Raw genomic sequence first — 24,234 nt, 5'->3', positions numbered from 1 at the left:
GGTGGCGCAACTCTGGATGCTCGAGGATCTCGAACCGTGGCGCGACACCCCCATGCCTGGCGATACTTGCGAACCGACGACCTACTGGGCCAGTCCCGAAATGTTGGACCTTCCTGCCGAGGTGTGCTGCGAAATCGATGCACGCATCGCGACCGTGACAATCGACGGCCGCACTGAGCACATAGCCCATATCGGACACGGATTTACGACACTGATCGGCGACGATGTCGGAAGCGTCGGCGAGGTGCGGTTGAGAGGTTGCCTGGTGTGGGATCGCTACCTCTGGACGCAATACCGCACTCAGCCCACCGGGCGCGTACGGGTGAAAGCGCGGCCCGGCCACCTCGTGCAACACGAAACACTCTTGACGACAATTCATTCCGGTCTCTTCAACGTCGTCTTCGACGGGCCGACGGTGTACTGCGAGACGGGTCAGGTCCCCACAAATTTCGGCGTCCGCTGGAACACGCTGGTAGTCGAACTCGAGACTTGGCCGTGATCGGTCGTCAGTGCCAATACGGCGGAACGATATCCGGGTCGTCGAGGACGGCATCGATCCGCGAATCGGCCACAATTCGAATGATCGCTTCCTCAGGGGCGGCGATGATCGCGAAATGTGGGTCGACATCATTGGTTATGCACCATGCATGATCCGCCGGCCAGATGAAGGCCGGATCAGGGGAAGAACCCCACGGCCAACGAGCTGAGTTCTCCACGCTCCAATCGGCGTAGTCGGCAAGCGTTCCACGGAAGAGCCAGTAGTCACGATTGGGGATCTCGAACCGCGGAACGTCATCACCGACTGCCGACCCCCACCCGGTCCACATGCAGAAATAGCACTCGTCGGGTGTGGTTGTGTAAGTGGACAACACATCCAGGGCGAAGCCGATCAGCACTTTCTCTTCCGGCCCGGTTTGATCGAAATCGACATCATTGGATTTCTGACCGGGAAAGCTCGGATCTGGGATGAACCGCAGGCGCGCATACTTCGGAAATCCGATCGGGCCGCGCCCAGCCAACTGATACCAAGGCAAATCCTGATCGACCAGCCAATCGGTAGCCGTCAGATCGGTGCACAGTGTCAGGCCCGTGCTGGGCTGATCCGTATTTCTCATGCCGGCGCTTGGGAGGAGTCGCGACCAGTACGACGCAGGGTGATCAATTCATGGTTTGTCTCGGCGTCGTGTCGGCGCCCCTCTTCTTCGAACTCCATCAGCGCATAGAACCTGCGTGCGCGATCGTTGAGTGTGTAAACCTCGAGTGTCACCTCGCCGTGCATGGTTGTGGCGTGTTCGACCAACGCCCGACCGACACCCAACCCCTGTGATGCCGGCGCGACGAACAGTCCCCCGATCTCGGAGCCGATCATTCCCAACAGGCCAACAACTTCGGAGTTGTGCTCAGCCACCCAATTGTCGGCCTGAATCAGATAGACCTCTCGCATCTTCTGCTCCCGCTCACCGGTCCCCTCGCCTGCAAGGAATGGATGGGCTTCACGGGCAGCGCGCGACCACAGGTCGACGACCACATCCTCATCCGAGGGTAGGTAGCGGCGAATGATCAGATCCTGGTTCACAATCCGACCATACCCTCCGGCATCAGAGAGATAGCCGGCGCTGAAAGTGACCAATTCTCGGTTCAACGCACGACGGCCTCGACGTAAACCAGTGGCAACAATTCCATTCGTTGCCACCCCACAATTACTGCCTTGTGCAAGGGTGATCCGATGACTGACGGTGATCCGACAACTGAGCGTGGAAGTCCGGCATCCTGGTGGAAGGTGGCAGCGATTGTCACCGCAGTACTTGTCGCTCTCACATGCGGCGTCATCGTGTGGTCCTTCATGCCGCCGGTTGTGTACTTTCCATTCTTTGCGCTCGCCGCCTCGGTATTACTCGGTTTGGGTGGAGTGTGGTTGATACTCAGCCTGATTGGTTGGATGAAGTACAAAACGCTCCGGTTGAGCACGATCGCGCCGGTGATAGTCCTCGTCACCGGTGCGCTCGTGACCTTGTCCGTCCCTTCTCGTGTTGCGTTTGCATTGTCGAAAGATTCGCTCGAAGCAGTGGCCGCGGATTGCCAGAAGTCGTTGGACAACCAAACAATTGGCGTCTACCGGGTCCTGCAGGTCTGGCCCGTCGGCAACGGGTGCCGCTTCCACATCGAGGGCGGTCTGATCGATTCGATCGGATTGGCGTACTTACCCGACGGCGCACCATATCTCGGCAAGCCCCGCCGCGACGGCGAGATCGGATACCAGGAGTTCGACGGCGACTGGTACTCGTTCGTTCAAGCGTTTTAGCGGCGCGCAACTAGTCGACGAGCTTGGCCTTCAGAAGTGCGATCGTGTCCGCAGTGAGTCCGAGACCTTCGGTGAGATAACCGTCGACGGTTCCGTAATCGCTGGCTATCTGCGCGAGTCCAGCTTCCAGGTACGACGCATCGACACCGAGGGCCGGCTCGAGATTGGTCGCTACCTGCGGGCTCAGAGCCTGAGAGATCTGCGCAAGGATCTTCTCGTTGGTCGCCTGAAGGTAGGTGTTGCTCAACAGATAGTCGTCCATGATCGTCTGGGCGGGGACACCCGCGATGGACTGCAACAACATCGCGGTCCAACCCGTGCGGTCCTTGCCTGAAGTGCAATGGAACAACTGCACCCCGTCACCAGCAGCGATGTCCGAGAGAACCTGCTTGAAGCCGGCGCGGCGCACAGGGTCGGTGACAAAACTGCGGTTGGTGTCGACCAAGAACTGCTTGGCCTCTTCCGGCGACTTGATCGTTGTGGCGAGCTGAGTGAGATCCTTGAACTCGATGGGGATGTTCGTGTACGTCACACCGTCCGGGAGCTTGTCCGCGCCACCGATGAACGGGTTGGAGATCTCGGTTGAACCGCGGAGGTCATAGGCGTCGGCAAGTCCGAGGCCGGTGAGCGTCGCCTTGTCTGCATCGCTGGTCGCGGTCAGCGCATTGGACCGGTAGATGACGCCGCGCTTGAGGTGCGAGCCGTCGACGGTGGCGTATCCCCTACCGTCATTGCCGGCGACGTCGCGAAAGTTGGCCACGGAGGCCAAGTTCGGTGTCGGCGCGAGCACAGGATCGAGCGAGCCGAGATCGACCGATCCCGTGTTGAGAGAGCCCAAGTCGAGCGGGATGGCCGTGGCGGGAGCGGCAAACAACAGACCTCCGGTGACAACAAGTGCGGCGGCCTTCGCAGTGCGAGCGAACAACATTCGTGAGCGTGTGGACATGTGGCAGTACCTCTCTCTGTAGTTTGGGATTTGTGGTTTGGCGAGCCGGAGTTACGGTGCGACGTCACCGATTCCGGTGAACCCGTATCGCTGATGGGGTCCGATGACTGCTACTTCGAACAGGCCTGTCCCGGTGCGGGTTACGCCGTCTTCTACAAGGGTGAACCGGGCCAAATTGTCGACCGGGCACAGCATCTTCTTCCACGGTTCGATGTCCGAAACCTTCTCTCGCAGGCCCTGAACCACCAGTTCTCCCTGCCACATCCCGTGGCGCCAATCCTGCTCGAGTCCGTAGCCCGTACCGACACCGATGTAGTTGGGCAGAATCGGTTCGCAGGTTATCTCCAGGATGTGGTCGGATTCTCCTGGTGCACCGGGACGCCGGAAGTACAGAGTTCCGCTCTTCACCTCGCGGGTGCCGGAAATGAAGGTGAGCTGGTGGTCCGGTCGACCCAACCACTCCGGCTCGCGCGAACGATCCGCCCAGACGCGTGTCGCATCCTCCAGAATTCGGCGTCCCTGCTGATCCTCTTGAACGACCGTGACCACGGTGAAGTCCCCGAATTGCATGATCGAGTAGATCCAGAAGAAGTTCTGACTACCGGCGATCGACGGATCCGCCTTGCGTCCAGGAGGTTCCGCCTCGCCGACCGGTCGAACACCCCAGGATCGATCGCGATTACCCCGCCACGTCTCCGGGGTGACCGGGATGACGTCGCCGTCGACGGTCAGGGATCCGGACCATGTTCCGGTCTGCACGAATCGTTGCGTGTCGAAGGTGACTCGTTCGAGCTGGCGATGGAAATGTCTGGCCTCGAGATTGGCGGGGCCGTCGGACTCGAAGGTGAGGTCGAAGCTCAGGTCCGGCGCTTCGGGACTCGGGTCCAACACCACCCGCAGACGGTGCAGACCCTCGATGATCTCGATCCTCAACGGGCCTACTGACAGGTCCATACGATCGTCACCCAAGGCGCGGGATGCCCGGAAGACGATATGGTCGTCGCCGCGCCGAAGAACCGCAAAGCCGTCGCACACACCAAGATTGGGGTACTGACCGAGACCGATGATGAGAAACAGCGGCTCGCTGTCGCCGTCGACGCCGGCATGGCAGTTGAAGTAGTAGCGGTCGTAGAAGTTTCGATCCGAGATGCCCACGTGGCGGATGGTCTCGGCGATCTGATGTACCGGGTAGTCGTCGAGCGGGGACAGTGTCATCGTGCATCTCCTGTTGCGACCGACGCTGTTGTGAGCGTGGCTGTAGCGAGCGATTCCCAATAGGTGCCGTCGAGCATGGCTTCGAGTGTCTTGTGGTGCAGGATCATCTCGTCCGGATTGTCGGGGAATTCCGCCTGACCGAAAGCCACTGCGCGACTTTGGACTCGGAACATGATCACCGCATGCCGCAGCGCGGCGTACACGATGTAGAAATCTAGATCCGCAACCTGGTGGCCGGAAAGCGAGCCGTAGACCTCTGCCACGGCCTCGCGACGAAGGAAGTCCGGCATTCCGGGGAGTCCGGCCATGGCAGCGAGATCCTCGAAGAACCTGTGCTGGAAGATCATCCAGCCGAGGTCCAGTTCACGCGGCCCCAGTGTGGCCATCTCCCAGTCGAGGACCGCCGCTGGTTCGAAGTCGCGGTAGATGACATTTCCGATCCGCGAGTCACCCCAGCAGAGCACTGCGGAACCGGCATCGGCGGGAAAGTTCGCTTCGATCCAGTCGAAGCCGCGCTCGATCAACGGAGATCCTGGTCCGTCGGCTGTTGCCCACTCGTAATAGCGTCGCTGGTCCTCGAGGTGCACGCGAAGAGCTTCTGCCCCAGTCGGTTCGGCACCATCGCGACACAACTCGGGGAGAGCGAGGTGTGGATCGGCCATAGCGTGCAACTCCGCCAGCACTCGGACCGAGGACTGCTGGAGCCGAGAACAGTCGTCCGCTGAAGCCTCCGAGAGCCAGGATCCGAACGTGTACGGCATGACGTCTGGCGGGATTTCGCCGTCGCGCCGTTCCATCACGAAGAACTCGCCGCCGAGCGCGTCCGGGTTGCTCTCGGACCAGTACACGCGCGGGATCGGCACCGACGTATGAGCTGCGACGGCGCTCATGACCCGAAACTGCTGGTCCAGGTTGTACGACGGGAAGATCGGCACCGCACTGTCTCGCGGGGCGATGCGGGCGACCAGGCGATGCTCGGCTCGAACCCCGTCCTCGATCCACGTCGCATCGAACAGCACGGTCTCGTTGGACATGCCGTTCGCAGCCGGCACCTCGACCGAGGTCACGGAAGGTTTCGAGCCTCGCCACAGCACGGTCGCGAGCCAGCCTTCGAGGCTGCGTCGCATCTCGGCCGGGTCGTTGCGGGATTCGCCGGGCCTGGCGAATTCGGCGTAGTCGGGATCTTCGCCTGAGGTTTCTGTTTCGGTTCGAAGGTTCATCACCACTCCTCGTGGTTCGGTGGCGCCGATGCGCACGTGCCGATAGTCGATACAATATGTATCGACTAAAGCCGTGACAGAATGTAACGGCCATCACAGCGATACCGCAAGGGATTTGCCCAAAATGTCCAAAGATTCCGAAACTCAGCACCGCCTGGGCCCGCAGCGAAACCCTGCAATCGACGACGCAGTACTGGACGCGACCAGGCAACTGTTGGAAGAAAAGGGGTACGCCGGCACGTCCATCGACGCCATCGCCACGCGTGCCGGAGTGGGGCGTCCGGCCATCTACCGTCGGTGGCCGTCGAAGGCACACATCGTCAACGACGCGATCTACCCCGTGCTCGACGTCGAACAGGGCGCGGACATCGACACCGAACTCGGCGCCGAGGGCACGATCGCGGATCAGATTCGCGCGCTTGTGCAGGGCGCGGTGGCACTGTTCGCCGCTCCCGCCACCCGGGCCGCGGCGCCCGGACTGATGAGCGAAGTGCGAACAAACGCGGAATTACGCGACGTTCTCGTGGTGCGGCAACTGGCCGGAGTCCGCGTCGAGCTGAACCGTCGACTGGAAGCGGCGAGGGAGCGCGGCGACATCCGAAGTGGCGTCGACGCCGACGCTCTCCTCGACATCATGGCGGGCGCGGCCATCTTCGCGCTGTCGGTTCGTGACGTCTCGGACCCGGGACCGTTTGCCGATTCTCTTGCCGACATAGTGCTGAACGGCATACTCCCCGACGACAACTAGGCCCGAGCCCCGCCGACTATCCTGTGGGGCATGACCGAGCCTGTAGCGACCGCTGACCTTGCCGACGAGATCGGACCCGACATCCGTAGCTGCGACACGCAGTTCACCCAGTTCGGTGGACGTGAAGTGTTTGCCGGCCCCATCACCACCATCAAGTGCTTCCAGGACAACCTGCTCGTGAAGCAGACCCTCAGCGAACCGGGCAACGGTGGAGTCCTCGTCGTCGACGGTGACGCGAGCATCCACACCGCCCTGGTCGGCGACATCATCGCCGGCCGCGGCGTCGACAACGGCTGGGCCGGCGTCATCGTCAACGGAGCTGTCCGCGACTCGGCGATCCTGCGCACCCTCGACATCGGCGTCAAGGCGCTGGGCACCAACCCGCGCAAGAGCACTCAGACTGGTTCGGGCGAGAAGAACGTGCCGATCGAAATCGGCGGAGTCACCTTCAACCCCGGCGAGATCGTCTACAGCGACCAGGACGGCGTCGTAGTTCGCGAAAGTTAGTCAGAAGTCGCGGGATCAGGCGGGGGCTTCCACTTTGGCGGCCATCCCGCCGATCTCGACGACATCGCCGTCACGAAGCTGGCGGCCCCGACGATCCTCGACCTCACCGTTGACCGAAACCATGCCGTCGGCGATCACTTCCTTGGCCTCCGCGCCCGATTCGATGAGGTTCGCGAGCTTGAGAAACTGACCGAGCCGAATCATTTCGTCGCGGATGGGTACTGCTGGAATGTTGTCGGTCATGTCAATCATCTTCCTCCTCCCACAAAACTGGACACGACAGACCACACTTAGCGTGAGGATCTGATCGACCGGTAGGAGAGGAAGCTCGATGGCACCATTGACCGAGGTATCGGACACCACTGCAGAGCTGGTGGAATCGCCACCCGAAAATCCGCGCCAGGCGCGGCGATTCCGCAAAGGGCGGTTCAGCCAGGTTCCCCATATCTCGGGATTGATCCTCGGAGTTTTCTCCGTACTGGTGTTCCTGTGGAGCATCTCGCCGGTTCTGCGGCACATCCTCCGCGTCCCACGCGAATACATCGACAGCTACTACTTCGACGCACCGGATACGAGCCTGTCGTGGGCGCTCGTCGTCGCCCTGCTCGCCGCGGCCCTCGCGAGTCGCAAGCGCATCGCCTGGTGGCTGCTGACGATCTACCTCGCGCTGATCACCCTCACCAACATCGCCTCCACGATCGTCGACAAGAACCCGAACAACGCCGTCGCCGCTGTCGTTTTGCTTGTCGTGATCGGAATCCTCATCGCCGCGAGGCCCGAGTTCTACACACGCGTACGACGCGGCGCCGGTTGGAAAGCGCTCGGCGTACTGATCGGCGGCATGGCTGTCGCGACCGTGATCGGTTGGGGCCTTGTCGAACTCTTCCCGGGCGACCTGCCGCAGAACCAACGATTCCTCTGGGCCCTGAACCGCGTCACCGCTGCGGCTTCGGTCGACAACGAGGTGTTCGACGGCCATCCACGCGTCTTCGTCAACACGGTCCTCGGTCTCCTCGGCGCCATCGCACTACTCGCCGCCGTTATGACGCTCTTCCGCGCGCAACGCTCCAACAACGCCCTCACCGGCAACGACGAGTCCGCGATCCGCGGGTTGATCCAGAACTTCGGCGCCGACGACTCCCTCGCTTACTTCGCCACCCGCCGCGACAAGGCCGTCATCTTCGCGCCGAGCGGCAAGGCCGCGATCACCTACCGCGTCGAAATCGGCGTCTGCCTCGCCAGTGGTGATCCCATCGGCGATCCCGAGGCGTGGCCGCACGCCATCGAAGCGTGGCAGGACCTGGCCTCGCAGTACGGCTGGGCGACAGCCGTCATGGGCGCCAGCGAAACCGGGGCGACGGCGTACAAGAAGGCAGGCTTGAGCGTCCTGCAACTCGGCGACGAAGCGATCCTGCGCACCCGCGAGTTCAACCTCAACGGACGCGACATGCGCCCGGTGCGCCAGGCCGTCACCCGCGTCAGGCGCCACGGCGTCACCGTGCGGATGCGACGCCATCGCGACATCCCGCCGGAGGACATGGCAGCCGTCATCATCCGCGCGGACGACTGGCGTGACACCGACACCGAGCGCGGCTTCTCCATGGCGCTCGGCCGACTGGGCGATCACCTCGACGGCGACTGCCTCCTCGTCGAAGCCGTCATGGGCGAAGGCACGGAGGACGAAAGCGTCGTCGGCATGCTTTCGCTCGTGCCGTGGGGACCGAACGGCGTTTCGCTCGACCTGATGCGCCGTAAGCCGACGGCGCCCAACGGTGTCGTCGAATTGATGGTCTCGGAGTTGGCCACACGTTCGGACGAGATCGGCGTCGTGCGGGTCTCGCTCAACTTCGCCGTCTTCCGCTCGGTGTTCGAGGAAGGTTCGCGCATCGGCGCCGGCCCGATCCTCCGCATCTGGCGCTCGGTGCTCGTCTTCTTCTCCCGCTGGTGGCAGCTCGAAGCGCTGTACCGCTCGAACGTGAAGTACCAGCCGGATTGGGAGCCGCGTTTTCTCTGCTTCGAGGACAACCGTGAGCTGCCGCGCGTCGGATTCGCGTCGGCCATCGCCGAAGGCTTTGTCGTTCTGCCCAGTTTCGGGCGCAAGTCGAGCCAGGTCGTCAAGCACACCGGAACGCATGCGGCGGTGCCGGCAGCTCTGGTGACTTCCGAAGGACTGCACGCCGACGGCAGTCCGCCGGACTCGGCGCCGTCGTTCACGACCAACGGTCCGCGTCGACCCGAGCAGGTCCGCGTGCGCATGAACAAACTCGCGCAACTGGCCGACGAAGGAATCGCCGCCTACCCCGTCGCCTATCCGCCGACGCATACGATCGCGGCCGCAGCGAAGTCGCCGGAGGGCACCCGCGTACGCATCGCGGGACGCCTGCTGAGGGTTCGCGACTACGGCGGAGTCGTGTTCACGGACGTGCGCGACTGGTCCGGCGACATCCAGGTTCTGGTCGACCAGGACAACGTCGGCCGCGAGAAGTTGGCGGAGTTCGCTGCCGAATTCGATCTCGGTGACCTGATCGAAGTGAGCGGAACCATCGGGCGCAGCCGCAAGGGCGAGCTGTCGCTCATCGCCGCCGAGTGGCGCATGAACGGCAAGTGCCTGCACCCGCTGCCGGACAAGTGGAAGGGCCTCTCGGATCCCGAGACCCGAGTCCGCCAGCGGTACCTCGACATCGCCCTCAACCCGAAGGCCCGCGAACTGCTCGAGGCCCGAAGCGCCGTAGTGAAGTCGCTGCGCGATTCACTCGGTGGTCGCGGATACCTCGAAGTCGAGACCCCGATCCTGCAGCAGGTGCACGGCGGCGCGAACGCCGCTCCGTTCCTGACACACATCAACGCTTACAACCTCGACCTCTATCTCCGCATCGCACCCGAGCTGTACCTCAAGCGGTTGTGCGTCGCGGGTATGGAGAAGGTGTTCGAGATCGGCCGCGTGTTCCGTAACGAGGGCGTCGACTTCAAACACAATCCCGAATTCACGATCCTCGAGGCCTACGAGGCGCACAGCGACTACGAGGGCATGATGCGGATGTGCCGCGAGCTCATCCAGGCGGCGGCCGTCGCAGCGTTCGGGCGCGAAATCATCATGCGACCCGGCCCGGACGGCGAATTGGTCGAGGTCGACATCTCCGGCGAGTGGCCGGTGAAGACGATGCACGGCGCCGTCGCCGAAAAGCTTGGTGTCGACGTCTCCCCCGAGACGAGTCTCGAAGACCTGCAGAAGCTGTGCGACGCCAACGAGATTCCGTACCAGTCCAGCTGGGATACCGGCGCCATCGCGCAGGAGATGTACGAGCACCTGGTCGAGGACTACACGGAGTTCCCCACGTTCTACACCAACTTCCCCACCTCGATGTCTCCGCTCACCCGGCCGCATCGCAGCATCCCCGGCGTCGCCGAGAAGTGGGACCTCGTGGCGTGGGGTGTCGAACTGGGAACCGCGTACAGCGAGTTGACCGACCCCGTGGATCAGCGCAACCGGCTCACCGAGCAGTCGATGCTCGCGGCCGGCGGTGATCCAGAAGCGATGGAATTGGACGAGGACTTCCTTCAGGCCCTCGAACACGCGATGCCGCCGACGGGTGGTCTCGGGATGGGCGTCGACCGAATCGTCATGCTGATCACGGGCGGCAGCATCCGCGAGACGCTGGCCTTCCCCCTCGCGAAACCGCGTCAGTAGTCCGGATTCTCACGTGCCGGAATTGTTCCACGTGAAACCACCGGGCGAGATCTTGCAGGTCGGCGAGAGCCGACTTCATGTTCTTGCCGAGGGCGACGGTCCCGTCGTCGTCCTGTGCGGCGGACTGGCGGGCAACTGGTTCGACTGGGATGACTGCGCGCGTCATCTCCAGTCGGACCACACCGTCGTCCGCTTCGATCGCCCGGGCTTCGGACTCAGCGAGCCGTCTTCCGAAGTGCCGACCGTCCGCGGCGAAGCTCAGCGGATCCGCGACGTGCTCGACACTCTGGGATTGGCACGGCCGGCCGTCGTCGTCGGCCACTCCATCGCCGGCTTCTATGCCGAAGGCTTCGCGCGACTGTTCCCCGATCGGGCGGCGGGGATGCTGCTCCTCGATTCCAGTGCCGAGAAAGAACCGAAACGTCTTTTCCCCCGCGACCTGCTGCTGATCGCCTCCCGGGCCGCCGCGGCTTCGTTCAGCACCACCGGGCTCCAACGACTCCTCGGCACCACGACGCGCAAGATCCTCAACCAGTCCGTGCCGCCGAGCGGGTCGTCCGAAGCCACCCTCGAATGGGTCAGGAAGATCTACCGCGAACCTCATTATCTGGAGGCGGCGATGATCGAATACGTCGCGTACACCGATATGGCGCTGGAGCTCACCGCTTTACGACGCTCGAGCAAGCATCCACTGCCCGACATCGACCTCAGCGTCGTTGCCGCACACACTGGCCACACCACTCCCTGGTCCATCGCCTGGATGGCAAAGCAGCAGAAACTCGCCACCTACCTCGGCGGGAGTTTTCACGTCCTGCGCCCGGCGCATCACCACGCGATGATCGATCAGCCCGAGGAGTTGGCGAACTTGATTCGACGCCTCACGCAGCCGAACCCTCGGGAATGACACTTCAACGTACAACTCGGACAGTAGCCGGATCATTGCTAGGCTCGGACAGCTTCTGCTTTCTACGACAGGCTGGCCATGGATCGTTCGACAACCCGGGTGCGCTCGTCGCTGATCTTCGTCGCCATACTCGTTGTCGCCCTCGCCGGCATCGCCGCCCGTCCGCCCGGGTTTCTGTCGACCTTCTGGCCCGCCAACGCGATCCTTCTGGGCATTCTCCTTCGTAACCCACGCTCGTTTGCGCCGATCGGACTCGCTGTCGGCGGCGCCGCGCTGCTGACGGCGGATCTTGCGACCGGAAGCCCCGTGCAGAGGGCCTTCGAACTGAATGCGATCAATCTGGTCGGCGTCACGACAGGATTGATCGCCGCGAACTTGCTCGGCTGTTTTCCGCGGCGGATCTCCGAGACCAAGTACACGACCAGAATCTTCGTCGTCTCGGTTCTGGCGTCGTTCACGGCTGGGTCCGCGAGCGCGCTGCGCACTCAACTCCACGAAGGAAGCGGTGCGGGAACGGAATTGGTGGGTTGGTTCTTCGCCGACCTGTGCACCTATCTGATCGTGCTGCCCATCCTTCTTTCCGCACCTCCGTTCGACCACGTCCGTCGTACGTTCGGGCCGTCCGTGCGGCAGAATCTGCGACTTCGACGGGTCGCCCAGATCCTTCTGCCGCTGGCAGCCCTCCTCGCCTGCCTCCCGCTGGCCCTCGAAGTGCAGGGAGCCCTCGCATTGCTGCTTCCGATGCCGGCGCTCTTGTGGTGCGCGATGCGCGTCTCGCTGTTCAGCACTTCGCTCCTCGCGGCTGGGTGGAGCGCGTGGGCGCTGATCATGGCCGGCCAGGGGCGGTTGGCCCTGGCCGATCCGGTTCATCTGCTCAGCGAAGGTGTAACCACCAGAATCTCCGTCATCTTGATGGCGCTCTCCCCCATCGCCGTAGCCGTCGCCACGGGCGCACAGCGACGCGCTGAACGTGAACTCCAACGCATCGCCGAATGCGACGCCCTGACCGGAACGCTGAGCCGACATGCATTCTGGACCCAGTCGCAAGAACTCCTCGACACCCAACACACAGCGCGAAAATCGATCGCCGTCATGATGCTCGATCTCGACCACTTCAAATCGATCAACGACAACCTCGGCCACCTCACCGGAGATTCGGTCCTCGAACAGTTCGGAAACACCCTCCTCGCCACTACCGAAGGACTGGGACTGTCCGGTCGCCTTGGCGGTGAGGAATTTGCCGTCGCCGCCGCCGACTGCACATTCGAGGAAGCAATTGCCCTGGCAGAACGCATCAGACAGAGGCAGGAGGCGCACTCCCGATCCATCCGCGGCTTCGCCGGAACGGTCAGTATCGGAGTCGCCTGGGTAGATCAGGCAATGGCCGAGATGGACGCTCTGCTCGACATCGCCGACACCGCCATGTACCAGGCGAAACGCGAAGGCCGAAACCTCGTGGTGGCCGTCGATCTGTACATGGCAAGGTGACGTGGGTGCAACTACTCCTGATCCGACACGCGCTCCCCGAACTGGCCGAGGTCACCGAAGGCTTCGCCGATCCCTCACTGACCGACGCCGGTCGCGTGCAGGCACTTCGGCTGCCTGCGGCTTTGGCCCCCTACCGGATCACCGGGCTCTTCAGTAGCCCGCAGAAGCGCGCACTCGAGACTGCGGACCCGGTAGCGCAGGCATTGGATCTTCCGGTCACCCAGCTCGAGGGTCTGGCGGAGTACGACTACGAGCAGCCCCACTACATCCCGATGCACGAGGTCTTGGAACGCGCACCGGAAACGTATGCGCGCATCAAGGCCGGATGGCTACCCGAGTCGGTGGACGGCGACGCTTTTCGTGCGCGAGTCCTCGGTGCGATCGACGACGTCGTCGCCGCAACCGACAACAACGCCACCGTGGCGATCTTCTGCCACGGCGGCGTCATCAATATCGTTCTGCAGGAACTACTCGGGCTGGAGCGTCCGTTGACCTTCCCGATCGAGTACGTGTCCGTCACGCGAATTCTTGTTTCCCGGGACGGAAGCCGCAGGGTCGGGTCGATCAACGAAACCGGTCACGTACGCAACATGCTTCGCGTGTAGTCACACGTTGTGGCACGCCACCTGATGACCGCCCTGGACGAGACGAAGTTCGGGAACTTCCTCGGCGCAGAGATCCGTGGCCAGCGGGCACCGAGTACGGAACCGGCAGCCGCTGGGCGGATTGAGCGGCGACGGCAGCTCGATGACCTTCTGCTCGACGTTCTGCGCTGCGGTGACGGTGGCATCAGGATCGGGAATCGACGACAGCAGTAGCTGCGTGTACGGGTGCAGCGCGCGGTTCTGCATGTCTTCTGCGGGAACGATTTCGCAGACGCGGCCCAAGTACATGATCATCACGCGGTCGCTGATGTTCTTCACGACGGCCATGTTGTGCGCGATGAACAGCAAAGACAGCCCGTGACGCTTCTTCGCATCCTCGAGCAGGTTCAGAATCTGCGCCTGCACGGAGACGTCGAGGCTCGAGACCGGCTCGTCACAGATCAGGACTTTGGGATCGAGCATCAATGCGCGGGCGATGCACACACGCTGGCACTGTCCGCCCGAGAGTTCGCGCGGGGTCCGGTCCCACACCATGTCCGGGTCCAACCCGACCTCGGCAAGAACCTCGCGTGCCCGAGCTTCGATGGCGGCCTTGTCTTTTCCGCCCCAGATCGACGGACCCTCGGTGATGAGAGCCTTGACCTTGCGACGAGGGTTCAGGGAGGAGATCGGATCCTGGAAGATCATCTGCAACTGAGTGCGACTGCGACGCAGTTCTTCCGCGCCCAGTGCCGTCATTTCCGTCTCTCCGAGGCGAATGGAGCCCGACGTCGGTGAGGGCAACTGCATGATCGCCCGGCCTGCTGTGGACTTGCCACAGCCGGATTCACCGACAACGCCCAATGTTTCGCCCGGAGCGACGGTGAAGCTGATCCCGGACACGGCATGAACGGTCTGCCCCTTGCCGACGTTGAATTCGACGACCAGGTCCTCGACCGTCAGGGCCGCGTCCACCGTCTCGGGCTTTCTGGTTTCGGTTGCTGCAGTCATCAGACCATCTCCTTCACCGCGAGCGAGAGACCCGCTGCGGTAGTGCCGGCCTTCTCGTTGGCGACCAATGCCGTTGTGCCTTCAGGGGTGTCGACCGGGTAGTGGCACGCGAACGTGTGACTTTCGGTTGTGTTGTCTCCCAGGCCACCGGGAGCCAGAGCCGGTTCGCCGGTCAGGCAGTCGTCCTGGGCATACCGGCAGCGAGCGGCGAAGCGGCAACCGGTGATCGGCTTCGTCATGTCCGGCAGTCCACCCGGAATTGTCTGCAGCACTGTGTGCGTCGGCGATTCGAGTCGCGGAATCGCGGCCATAAGCGCTTCGGTGTACGGGTGGCGCGGACGAGTGAACAACTCCTCGGTGGCCGACGTTTCCACGACGGACCCGGCGTACATGACGGCGACGCGATCCGATCGTCCCGAGACCACACCGAGGTCGTGGCTGATCAGGATGACGGCCATGTTGAGCTTGTCGTTGAGCGAGGCGAGCAGGTCGAGGATCTGCTTCTGCACGGTCACGTCGAGCGCTGTGGTCGGCTCGTCCGCGATCAGCAGTTTCGGCTCGCAGGCCAGGGCCATCGCGATGACCACACGCTGACGCATACCGCCCGAAAGTTCGTGGGGGTACTGATCGAGCCGACGCTTGGGCTCGGGGATACCCACCATCGACAGGAGTTCCGCAGCGCGATCGCGGGCCGCGTCCTTCTTCAGACCCAGGTGGAACTTCAAGGATTCGGTGATGTGGGTACCGATGCGCTTGAACGGATTGAGCGAGGTCATCGGATCCTGGAAGACCATGGCGATCTCGGGTCCCCAGAAGTGCTTCATCTCCGACTTCTTCATGGTCGACATGTCGCGGCCGGCAAACGTCACCGTCCCGCTGATGTCCAGAGCCGGACCCTTCTGCAGCAGACCCATGATGGTGCGTCCGAGAACCGACTTGCCGGAACCGGATTCACCCACGATACCGAGAGTTTCACCGGCGGAAACGTGGATCGAGACACCGTCGACTGCTCGCAACTGGCCACGCGGAGTGGCGAATACGGTCCTGATGTTGTCCGCCTGCAGTAGCGGAACGCCGTTCTGAACTGAAGTGGTCACAGCTTACTCCGATACTTCTCGCCGATGAGGTTGAAGGAGAACACCGTCAGGAAGAGGAAGACGCCGGGAACCAGAACGATGAACGGATGCTTCTCCACGATCCCGCCCTGGCCTTCCGCAATCATGTTGCCCCAGGTCGGATCAGGTTGTGCGATACCGAGTCCGAGGAAGCTGAGTGATGCTTCCGCGACGATCAGGCCGGAGACGGCCACCAGGCCGAGCGCGGCGACCGGAACGAGGACGTTGGGAACCAACTCGCGCCAGATGACGCGCCATTTGGTGGCGCCCATGGCCCGCGCGGCAAGCACGAACTCCCGTTGGGCGACGACGATGGTGTTGGCCCTGGCGATTCGAACCATGCTGGGAATGCAGAGAATCGAGAGTGCGAGGGTGATGTTGCGCAGGTTCGACGTGAGCACCGCGGCCAGTGCGATCAACAGCACCAGAGAAGGAATGGCCAGCAGCGAGTTGGTCAGGATTCCGACGACTGCGTCGACCTTGCCGCGGAAGTAACCGGCCATGACGCCGATGGTGCCGCCGATGATCATGCCGATCAGTACGGCGCAGATGGCCACGGTCAAGGATGCCCTGGCACCGAACAAAGCGCGGGCAAGCAGGTCGAGACCGAAGTTGTTGGTACCCAACGGGTGATCGGAGAGCAGGCTCGGCGAGGCGAAGCCCGGCTCGGCCAAGGTCTTGACCGTGTCCTTGTACTCACCGAGCGGCAGCAGCGGTGCGAAGATCGCGGCCAGGATCAGCGCGGCCAGCCAGATGCACGCCAACCAGTACGAGAGATCGAACTGACTGCCCCACTTGGACGTACCGAGCTTGCCGAGACCCTTGAAGAGGAAAACCAGGGCAACGAGCGCGAGCACGATGCGGACGGTCATCATGATGGCCGAACCGAAGAGTGCGGTGCCGAGCAGCGCAACGCCGATCACCGTGAGAATCGATCCGATCAGGACCAGATTCTTGGGCTGTTCCAACGTCTCGACGGGACCGGGAGCCAGCAGGACTGTCTGCTGCCGGTATGTCATCACCTCGGACGGGGCCGGCGACGGGGCCGCTCCGTCTGGCGTTACTTCAGACATGGACACGACGACTCCTCGGGTCAAGATAGGTGTACAGAACATCGATCGCACTGTTGACGAGGACGTAGATGACCGCGATCACGACCACCGCGCCAAGCAGCATCGGCGAATCACCTTGCTGCGCTGCGCGGACGATGAGCGTGCCCATTCCGGGCAACGAGAAGAGCGTCTCGACGATCACGGTGCTGCCGATCATGCCGCCGAGAGCCAGACCCATCATCGTGATGAGCGAGAACGACGACGGGCGAAGCGCGTCACTGAAAAGCACTCGCAGCGTGGGCATTCCCTTGGCCTTCGACGCGAGGATGTAATCCTCACGGAGCGTCGTCACCAGATCGGATCGAAGAACGCGAGTGAACATCGCCATCTCGAGGAGGCTGATGGTGATCGCGGGAAGTATTGCGTGTGAGAGGTTTCCGGAGAGGCTGTCCCCGATGCGCACCCACTGTGATCGCGGGAACCAGCCGAGCCAATTGACGGTGACCATGATCAGCAACAGACCGGCGAGGAAGCTCGGGACGGAAAGAACACCGAACGTCGCGGCGCTGATGACGCGGTCGATGACGCCGCCTTCGTGGTGCGCCGACCAGAGTGCGAGCGGCACGGCGACGACGAGTGCGATGACCAGACCCATCACGGCCAACTGAACGCTGACGGGCAGTGCCGAGCCGATCGCAGTCAGAACGTCCTGCTGCGGGGGAACAAGCGAATTACCGAGGTCGCCCTGGAGAGCGCTGGTCAGCCAGTCCCAATAGCGAACCAGGAGTGGATCGTTGAGCCCGAGCTGCTGCCGAACTTCCTCGTACTCGGCGGGCGTTCGGCCTTCACCGAGAACGGAGACAGCAGGATCGCCGGGGATCAGTGATGCCAGCACGAAGGTTCCGAAGCTGACGATCAGGATCACAATGACGAGCTGGCCCAATTTCTTACCTATTGCGCCGATGTTCATCGATTTCGTCTCCTTCGGACAGCGAGCTCGCAATACACAGCAGTTCCTCTGATTTCAGGTCTTGGTTCAAGCTCTCCAGGACTTCAGGCTCTCTAGGACTTCCAAGCTCCGTCGAAGAGCACGATTCCGTCGAGACTCTGCTCGAGACCGTGAACGTTCTGGTTCCAGACGTCGAGTGCGGCGACGTTGCCCCACACCTGCCACGGGACGGTCTCGTTGGCGCGTTCCTGAATCTGTGCCAGGACTGCCTTCTTGTCGTCGTCGGTGGTTGCGACGCCCAACTTGTCCAGGAGAGCGTCCATTTCGGCGTCGGAGTAGCCGGTGGCGTTGTTACGACCGCCGGACTTGATGCCCGTGTACAGACGCTCGTAGGGATCGGCCTCGGCGAGGCTCAGTGCTGCGGTGCTCATGTCGTAGTCGTGATCGGCATACATCCGCTTGACCAGATCACCTGCACCGGTGACGTATTCGATCTGAGCGTCGAATCCGACAGCGTTGAGCATTGCCTGGATGGCCAGAGCCGTTGCCTGGGCGGACGGTTCCTGGATGGAGAGGAAGGTGATCTTTCCGTCGTAGCCGTCGGCCTTGGCCTGATCGAGCAGTTCCTTCGCCTTGGCGGGATCGACGCCGATCGGTGCGACGTCGTTGTGCCAGCGCGAGGTGTCCTGGAAGATCTCCTGGCCGGGCAGTCCCTTGCCGTTGTTGACGCGGGTGTTGAGCGTTTCCGGATCGACGGCAAGCGCCATCGCCTGGCGGACACGAACATCCGAGCCCGGGCGACCCGGGGCCATGTTCACGTTCGCGATGTAACCGAGCGACGGGATGTCGACGAAGCCGGGGTAACCCGACTCGATCAGATCCAGGATCGGGGTGAGCGTACGCATGTACGCGGCGTCGATGCCGCCCGTCTTGAGGGCTTCAGCGGTGGGCTGAGCGCCGACGATGCTGATCAGCTTGAGCTTGTCGATGTTCGGTGTGCCGTCGTAGTAGTCGGGGCGAGCAGCCAAGAGCAGTTCCTCGTTGGGAGCGAACTTCTCGAGAGTGAACGCGCCGGCACCGATCGGGGTGAACTGGTCGCCCTGCTGGGCGCTCGGGGCGACGATCATGCCGGGTCCGGTAGCGAGCATCGACTGGATGCCCGTCCACGGATCAACGAGGTTGAAGACGACGGTCGTCGCGTCGGGGGTGTCGATCGAGGCAACCTTGGAAGCCCACAGGCTCGACTGCGGTCCCTTGTTGGTGACGTAGCGGTTGATGCTGTCCGCCACTGCCTTGGAATCGAAAGCTGTTCCGTCGCTGAATTTCACACCGTCGCGGAGCTTCAGCGTCCAGGTCTTGCTGTCCGAACTCGCTTCGAGCGACTGGGCGAGCTTGGGCTCGAACTTCTGCCCGATGGGGTCGTAGCGCATGAGCACGTCGTAGATGGCGCTGAGCTCGCTGCCACCGGTGGCGCCGGCAACCTGAGCCTTCGCGGGATCGAGAGTCGTGACCGCCGAGTAGCCGCTGAACGTCAGCGTGCCGCCCTTGGTCGGAGTGCCGGGGTCGGCCTGCTCGTTGACCATGCCGATCTTCAGCGAGGAACCGGAATCAGCAGATTCGCCGCCGCCATTGCTCGAGCCGTTGTCGGCGCACGACGCCAGGAACATACTTGCGGTGATCGCCAGCGCAGCCGCAGCCAATCTGCGACCTCCGCGGCGGGAACTACGACTCATTCGAATGCCTCCAAGGCGGGGTAAGACCGTGACGTGATGTTGAACACGAAACAGTCTGTGACGGGAGGCACAGAAAATTGGATCGAGTCTCGCTCAGTGGAATCGGTTAAGTTGCAGGCCTCAACGGCCAGGTAAACCGACCCTGGCCAGCGAATACCCTCACCGACATCAGACCAGCCGGTCTAGTCCCGGTCGAGCGTGGCTTCCTCGAGATCGAGCTCTCGAAGTACCTTGCGAAGAACCTCGTCGTCGATCCGGCCGGCATCGCGCTCGGCGATGAACACACCTCGCTCGGCATCGATCATCTCGAGGCGCAGCGAGCGGAAAGCGTTCGACGGGCTCTCCCCCAGATCCTCGTCGCTGCGTCCCAGTCGCTCCCACGCCGAGTTCGCGCGGTGGGTGTTCCAGCTTCGCAAGATGTCTGCGGCGCGATTGCGGACCTGAGGGACGTCGTCGGCGTCTGCTCCGACCAATTCGTCCAGGCGCGCCGCAGCAGCGCGTGCAGCCTTGTCCTGAGCCGCCGCCTCGGCGCGTGCGTCGGACTGCTCCTCGTTTCCTTGCACACCGAGGACACGGATGACCCACGGCAACGTCAGGCCGTGCAGCAGCAGCGTGCCGACCACGACGACAAACGTCAGGAACAGGATCAGCGAACGGCCCGGGAAGTCTTCACCACTGTTGACCGTCAACGGAATGGCGAAGGCAGCAGCCAGCGACACGACCCCTCGCATACCGGCCCACGACACGACGAACACTGCCCGCGCCGAAATCTCCGGCTCCCTCGCTCGGATACGGGGCGACAGCCAACGCGGTACGTACGTGAACGGGAACACCCAGGCGATCCGCACCACCACGACGGTCACGAGCACAGCAATCGACGCCCAGACGACGATCGAGGTGCTGTACCCCTGCAATCCGTTGACAACACTGGGCAATTGGAGCCCGATCAACAGGAAGACGAACGATTCCAGGATCAGGTCGACGGCCTTCCACACTGCCGTGTCCTGCAAGCGCGTCGCATAACTCGCGCGCGTGGAGCGCTGGCCGAGGAACAATCCGGCTACGACGACCGCGATGACGCCCGACGCGTGGACCTCTTCTGCAGCTAGGTAGGTGAAGAACGGCACCACCAATCCGATTCCACTCTCCATCACCGGATCCTGCAGTTTGCCGCGGACCTTCGAGATGACAAAGCCCACCGCGAGGCCGATCACCGTTCCACCAACCGCTGCGACGAGGAAGGTCTCGAAGCCGCCGATCAGTGTCGCACCGGTACCCACCGCCGCCGCGAGAGCGACCTTGTAGGCCGTCAGAGCGGTGGCGTCGTTGAGCAGGCTCTCCCCGCCCAGCAGGGTCATGATTCGGCGCGGCAGACCGAGCTTGCGTCCGATTGCGCTCGCGGACACCGCGTCCGGCGGCGCCACGATGGCGCCGAGAACCAGTGCGGCCGCAATCGAGAACTCCGGCACGATCAGGTAGGCGACAAAGCCCACCGCTGCCGTCGTCGCCAGGGGCAGCCCCACCGCGAGAAATCCGATCGGACGCAGATTCGAGCGCAAAGCCAGGTATGAACTGTCCAGCGCCGCCGAGTACAGAAGTGGAGGCAACACGACGAACAGGACGAGGTCCGGATCGAGCTCCAACTCCGGAACACCGGGTATCTGGCAGGCGATCAAACCGACCAGGACAAGGATCAGCGGCGAAGACAATCCGAACCTTCGCGCAACCGCCGCCACCAGCAACGCCGCTACTACAACCCCCAGTAATATGCCGTTCACTCTGGCAGCATGCAGTATGGAAGGCGATGAAGAAAATCCTGAAGCGAGCAGCAGCTCGCACACAGCAGCCCGCACCCGCTCCGACCGGTTGCGAGGAACTAACCAATGCGCCCGAAACGGACCCGGCGGCGCTGACGCCCGGCGTCTGCCAGGAGTGCGCCGAGTTGGGCGAGGATAACTGGTCTCACCTGCGCATGTGCCTGTCCTGCGGCCACGTCGGGTGCTGCGATTCCAGCCCCCATCAGCACGCGACCAACCACTATCGCGACACCGCGCACCCGGTCATGCGCTCGCACGAGCCCGGCGAATCCTGGCGCTGGTGCTACGTCCACGATCTGATGGATTGAGCGCGCACGACTCGCAGTGTGCTGCGCATAGTGCCCACCTCGCACGGCGCACAGGCCTCGGTGTTGCGCACATTGCTCAATCCACTGGGTAGCTATTGCCCAATCTGTATGCCGATGATGGACTTTGACGCAGAATCTGCACAACAGATCGACAGGTGCGGCTGGACTTTGCCGCGCCGAACGGTTCGGCCTCAGGAAGTCCTGCCAAACATCACAACCACATCGTCGGCCCCATGATCTGGGGTACAGGCGGTGCGGCGATCGATGTCAACTATTGAAGGCAGGACCGGCCGTGAACAGCCCCAGCATCAACCAGAACGCTCCCGAGCCACTGGCGGAGATCGAGAAGCGCGTTCTGTGGTTGTCGACCGCGATGATCCATCACGCCAACCGTGTCCGTCCGAATCCCAGTGGGCTCAAGGTCGGCGGCCACCAGGCCTCGTGCGCGTCGATGGTCTCGATCATGACGTCGCTGTGGTTCGGCCAACTTCGTTCCGGCGACCGGGTTTCCGTCAAGCCGCACGCGGCTCCAGTGCTCCACGGCATCAACTATCTGCTCGGTGAACTCGACGAGTCGTACCTGACAACGCTGCGCGAGTTCGGGGGCCTGCAGAGCTACCCGAGTCGATCAAAAGATCCAGATCCGGTGGACTATTCGACCGGATCGGTAGGAATCGGTGCGACGGCTCCCATCTGGGGCGCCATCGCACGCCGATACGTCGACGCCTCCCTCGGCGGCGCCGGAACCGGGCGTCAGTACTCCCTTGTCGGTGACGCCGAACTCGACGAGGGCGCTGTGTGGGAAGCAGTTCTCGATCATTCGGTTGCCGAACTGGGTGAGATCGTGTGGATAGTCGACCTCAACCGCCAATCACTCGACCGGGTGGTGCCGAACATCGCGGCAACCCGCCTGGAGCGCATGTTCTCGGGCGCCGGCTGGCAGGTCATCACCGTGAAGTTCGGTGCGCTGCTGGAATCACTGTTCACCCGGCCGGGCGGCAGCGCGTTGCGCGAACGAATCCTGGACATGCCGAATCCGGAGTACCAGCGCCTGCTGCGATGCACGGCCGACGAAGTACGTCTGAGACTGCCCGGCAACGCGGCGGACGCCGACGCGATCACGGCGCTGATCAACGACCTCGACGACGCCACGGTGCTCGAGGCCATCCGCAATCTAGGTGGCCACGACCTCGACGCTCTGCGAGAGGCGTACGCGCAGATCGACGACACCCGTCCCACCGTGATCATCGCGTACACGATCAAGGGCCGGGGCCTGCCGACGCAGGGCCATCCGCAGAACCACTCGTCGCTGCTCACCACCGAGCAGTACGAGATTCTGGCGGCGGAACTCGGCATGGATCCGTCGAAGCCCTGGGAACGGTTCGAGGCGGACGGCCCGTCTGGCCGCATCTGCGCCGAAACCGCTGAGCGCCTGGCTCGCCCGAAGGTGGAGCATCTGATGCCCCCGGCAGTTCCGAAAGACATCGGCCGTACCCCCTCCGGCACATCCACCACTCAGGCAGCTCTCGGTCGGGTGCTACTCGACCTGAGCCGAGAGGCGCCGGACGCCGCGAAACGTGTTGTCACACTGAGCCCGGACGTCAGTTCCACCACCAACCTGGCAGGGTGGCTGAACAAGGTCGGGGTCTGGTCCCCCAACGAGCGGCACAACTGGTTTGCCGACGACGCCGAAACGATCATGCACTGGCGTGAGAAGCCCACCGGTCAGCACATGGAACTCGGTATCGCCGAGACCAACCTGGTCGGACTGATGGGAGAACTCGGTGCAACCTGGAGTCGCTGGGGCCAGCCGCTCTTCCCCATCGGCGTGATGTACGACCCCTTCATCGAGCGGGCTCTCGAACCGTGGTCGTACGGCATCTACGCCGGTGGACAGTCGATCATGGTCGGCACTCCGTCGGGCGTCACCCTGGCAGCCGAAGGCGGTGCGCACCAATCGATCAAGACCCCGTCCATCGGACTCGAACAGCCGGGATGCGTCAGTTTCGAACCGGCATTCGCCGTCGACGTGGAGTGGACGCTCCTCGACAGCATCGGACGCCTCGGCCGACCAGACGGCAGCTCGTCGTATCTGCGTCTGTCGACCCGTCCGGTCGATCAGGCCTTGGCCGCGGTGCCGACCGATCCGGCCGCGCGAGAACGCCGTCGACGTCAGGTAGTGGCCGGCGCGTACACGCTGCGGCACAACCCTGATCCGGCCATCACCCTGGTCGGTATGGGTGCCACCGTCACCGAAACACTTGTCGCAGCCGAAAGACTGGGCGAGCAAGGCATTTCCGCCGACGTCGTGTGCGTGACCAGCCCCGGATTGCTCTTCGAAGCGCTCCAGTCTCGGCGCGGTCTCGCGGACGGTCCGTCGTGGATCCTGGATCAGGTCTTTCCGAGTAGCCGGTCAGCGCCGATGGTGACCGTTCTCGACGGGCACCCGCACACCCTCGCGTTCCTGACGGGAATCAACAATGTCCCGGGTGCTGCGCTCGGAGTGAGCCGGTTCGGTCAGGTCGGTTCACTCGAAGACGTCTACCGGTACCACGGACTCGACTCCGACAGCATCGTCCGCGCTGCCCTCGATCTCACTTCTTGACCAATCACACTCTCCGATGCCGAGAAGCGTCCCCGCAGGGAC

Annotated in this window: 22 protein-coding genes; 10 read left to right on the top strand and 12 right to left on the bottom strand. The window is 63.1% G+C overall.

Features of this window, described 5'->3' with window-relative positions:
* The first annotated feature begins 1 nt into the window (after position 1).
* Complete coding sequence (locus AC3WQS_RS13940; protein ID WP_042950233.1) at positions 2–499, top strand: hypothetical protein; 498 nt, start codon at positions 2–4, stop codon at positions 497–499.
* A gap of 7 nt (positions 500–506) precedes the next feature.
* Here the strand turns inward: AC3WQS_RS13940 and AC3WQS_RS13935 are convergent, their stop codons facing one another.
* Positions 507–1,115 carry a hypothetical protein gene (locus AC3WQS_RS13935; RefSeq protein ID WP_042950232.1) on the bottom strand — a complete coding sequence of 203 codons (609 nt, stop codon included), beginning with the start codon at positions 1,113–1,115 and terminating at the stop codon, positions 507–509.
* Positions 1,112–1,576 (bottom strand): GNAT family N-acetyltransferase, encoded by a 465-nt coding sequence (locus AC3WQS_RS13930; protein WP_492712031.1) that lies wholly within the window; start codon positions 1,574–1,576, stop codon positions 1,112–1,114. Before AC3WQS_RS13930 ends, AC3WQS_RS13935 begins: the two co-directional genes overlap by 4 nt.
* Before the next feature lie 150 nt (positions 1,577–1,726).
* On the opposite strand from AC3WQS_RS13930, the gene AC3WQS_RS13925 reads away from it, so the two are divergent.
* Positions 1,727–2,302 carry a hypothetical protein gene (locus tag AC3WQS_RS13925; protein ID WP_492712030.1) on the top strand — a complete coding sequence of 192 codons (576 nt, stop codon included), beginning with the start codon at positions 1,727–1,729 and terminating at the stop codon, positions 2,300–2,302.
* A gap of 10 nt (positions 2,303–2,312) precedes the next feature.
* Here the strand turns inward: AC3WQS_RS13925 and AC3WQS_RS13920 are convergent, their stop codons facing one another.
* The 3 genes from AC3WQS_RS13920 to AC3WQS_RS13910 are packed head-to-tail and all read right to left on the bottom strand — an operon-like array spanning position 2,313 to position 5,683.
* A complete protein-coding gene (locus AC3WQS_RS13920) occupies positions 2,313–3,248 on the bottom strand; it encodes a tyrosine-protein phosphatase (protein WP_020968031.1) in 936 nt (311 codons plus the stop codon).
* 51 nt (positions 3,249–3,299) lie between these two features.
* Entirely contained in the window at positions 3,300–4,463 is a 1,164-nt protein-coding gene (locus AC3WQS_RS13915; protein ID WP_047889515.1) for an Rv3169 family protein, read from the bottom strand.
* On the bottom strand, positions 4,460–5,683 hold the full coding sequence (locus tag AC3WQS_RS13910) for a phosphotransferase family protein (protein ID WP_047889518.1): 1,224 nt from the start codon (positions 5,681–5,683) through the stop codon (positions 4,460–4,462). Before AC3WQS_RS13910 ends, AC3WQS_RS13915 begins: the two co-directional genes overlap by 4 nt.
* 124 nt (positions 5,684–5,807) lie before the next feature.
* Here AC3WQS_RS13910 and AC3WQS_RS13905 point away from each other — a divergent pair, with 124 nt between their 5' ends.
* Together AC3WQS_RS13905 and rraA are read left to right on the top strand one after the other, a co-directional pair.
* A complete protein-coding gene (locus AC3WQS_RS13905) occupies positions 5,808–6,431 on the top strand; it encodes a TetR/AcrR family transcriptional regulator (protein ID WP_020968028.1) in 624 nt (207 codons plus the stop codon).
* Between the two features lie 30 nt (positions 6,432–6,461).
* Positions 6,462–6,938, top strand: a complete 477-nt coding sequence (rraA, locus tag AC3WQS_RS13900; RefSeq protein ID WP_003943552.1) for a ribonuclease E activity regulator RraA — start codon at positions 6,462–6,464, stop codon at positions 6,936–6,938.
* A gap of 15 nt (positions 6,939–6,953) precedes the next feature.
* Here rraA and AC3WQS_RS13895 read toward each other — a convergent pair whose 3' ends face one another.
* On the bottom strand, positions 6,954–7,181 hold the full coding sequence (locus AC3WQS_RS13895; protein ID WP_003943569.1) for an RNA-binding S4 domain-containing protein: 228 nt from the start codon (positions 7,179–7,181) through the stop codon (positions 6,954–6,956).
* An 88-nt stretch (positions 7,182–7,269) separates the two neighbouring features.
* Here AC3WQS_RS13895 and lysX point away from each other — a divergent pair, with 88 nt between their 5' ends.
* The 4 genes from lysX to AC3WQS_RS13875 all read left to right on the top strand — a co-directional run bounded on the left by lysX (position 7,270) and on the right by AC3WQS_RS13875 (position 13,623).
* The gene (gene lysX, locus AC3WQS_RS13890; protein WP_047889516.1) at positions 7,270–10,626 is read left to right on the top strand and encodes a bifunctional lysylphosphatidylglycerol synthetase/lysine--tRNA ligase LysX; all 3,357 of its coding nucleotides are present in this window, start codon (positions 7,270–7,272) and stop codon (positions 10,624–10,626) included.
* Between the two features lie 13 nt (positions 10,627–10,639).
* Positions 10,640–11,530, top strand: a complete 891-nt coding sequence (locus AC3WQS_RS13885) for an alpha/beta fold hydrolase (RefSeq protein WP_080909343.1) — start codon at positions 10,640–10,642, stop codon at positions 11,528–11,530.
* A gap of 78 nt (positions 11,531–11,608) precedes the next feature.
* The gene (locus tag AC3WQS_RS13880) at positions 11,609–13,018 is read left to right on the top strand and encodes a GGDEF domain-containing protein (RefSeq protein WP_020905658.1); all 1,410 of its coding nucleotides are present in this window, start codon (positions 11,609–11,611) and stop codon (positions 13,016–13,018) included.
* A 5-nt stretch (positions 13,019–13,023) separates the two neighbouring features.
* The gene (locus AC3WQS_RS13875) at positions 13,024–13,623 is read left to right on the top strand and encodes a histidine phosphatase family protein (RefSeq protein WP_020968024.1); all 600 of its coding nucleotides are present in this window, start codon (positions 13,024–13,026) and stop codon (positions 13,621–13,623) included.
* Here the strand turns inward: AC3WQS_RS13875 and AC3WQS_RS13870 are convergent, their stop codons facing one another.
* The 6 genes from AC3WQS_RS13870 to AC3WQS_RS13845 all read right to left on the bottom strand — a co-directional run bounded on the left by AC3WQS_RS13870 (position 13,624) and on the right by AC3WQS_RS13845 (position 21,240).
* A complete protein-coding gene (locus tag AC3WQS_RS13870) occupies positions 13,624–14,613 on the bottom strand; it encodes an ABC transporter ATP-binding protein (protein ID WP_021332638.1) in 990 nt (329 codons plus the stop codon).
* Positions 14,613–15,710: an ABC transporter ATP-binding protein gene (locus tag AC3WQS_RS13865; RefSeq protein ID WP_020905655.1), complete on the bottom strand. Its 1,098-nt coding sequence runs from the start codon at positions 15,708–15,710 to the stop codon at positions 14,613–14,615. The genes AC3WQS_RS13870 and AC3WQS_RS13865 overlap by 1 nt, the downstream gene beginning before the upstream one ends.
* Positions 15,707–16,801, bottom strand: coding sequence for an ABC transporter permease (locus AC3WQS_RS13860; protein WP_020968023.1), 1,095 nt, complete (start codon positions 16,799–16,801; stop codon positions 15,707–15,709). Before AC3WQS_RS13860 ends, AC3WQS_RS13865 begins: the two co-directional genes overlap by 4 nt.
* Positions 16,794–17,750 carry an ABC transporter permease gene (locus tag AC3WQS_RS13855; RefSeq protein ID WP_019746259.1) on the bottom strand — a complete coding sequence of 319 codons (957 nt, stop codon included), beginning with the start codon at positions 17,748–17,750 and terminating at the stop codon, positions 16,794–16,796. Before AC3WQS_RS13855 ends, AC3WQS_RS13860 begins: the two co-directional genes overlap by 8 nt.
* A 92-nt stretch (positions 17,751–17,842) precedes the next feature.
* A complete protein-coding gene (locus AC3WQS_RS13850) occupies positions 17,843–19,462 on the bottom strand; it encodes an ABC transporter substrate-binding protein (protein ID WP_492712024.1) in 1,620 nt (539 codons plus the stop codon).
* A 182-nt stretch (positions 19,463–19,644) separates the two neighbouring features.
* Positions 19,645–21,240, bottom strand: a complete 1,596-nt coding sequence (locus AC3WQS_RS13845; protein ID WP_021332637.1) for a Na+/H+ antiporter — start codon at positions 21,238–21,240, stop codon at positions 19,645–19,647.
* A gap of 26 nt (positions 21,241–21,266) precedes the next feature.
* Between AC3WQS_RS13845 and AC3WQS_RS13840 the strand changes: the two genes are divergently transcribed.
* Together AC3WQS_RS13840 and AC3WQS_RS13835 are read left to right on the top strand one after the other, a co-directional pair.
* Positions 21,267–21,587 carry a UBP-type zinc finger domain-containing protein gene (locus AC3WQS_RS13840; RefSeq protein WP_019746256.1) on the top strand — a complete coding sequence of 107 codons (321 nt, stop codon included), beginning with the start codon at positions 21,267–21,269 and terminating at the stop codon, positions 21,585–21,587.
* Between the two features lie 292 nt (positions 21,588–21,879).
* On the top strand, positions 21,880–24,192 hold the full coding sequence (locus tag AC3WQS_RS13835; RefSeq protein ID WP_492712022.1) for a thiamine pyrophosphate-binding protein: 2,313 nt from the start codon (positions 21,880–21,882) through the stop codon (positions 24,190–24,192).
* Positions 24,193–24,234 lie beyond the last annotated feature (42 nt).

It is taken from the genome of Rhodococcus sp. FW305-130 (assembly GCF_058788335.1).
Note: the sequence above shows the minus strand (reverse complement) of the source record. Positions and strands in the feature narration are given on the sequence as shown.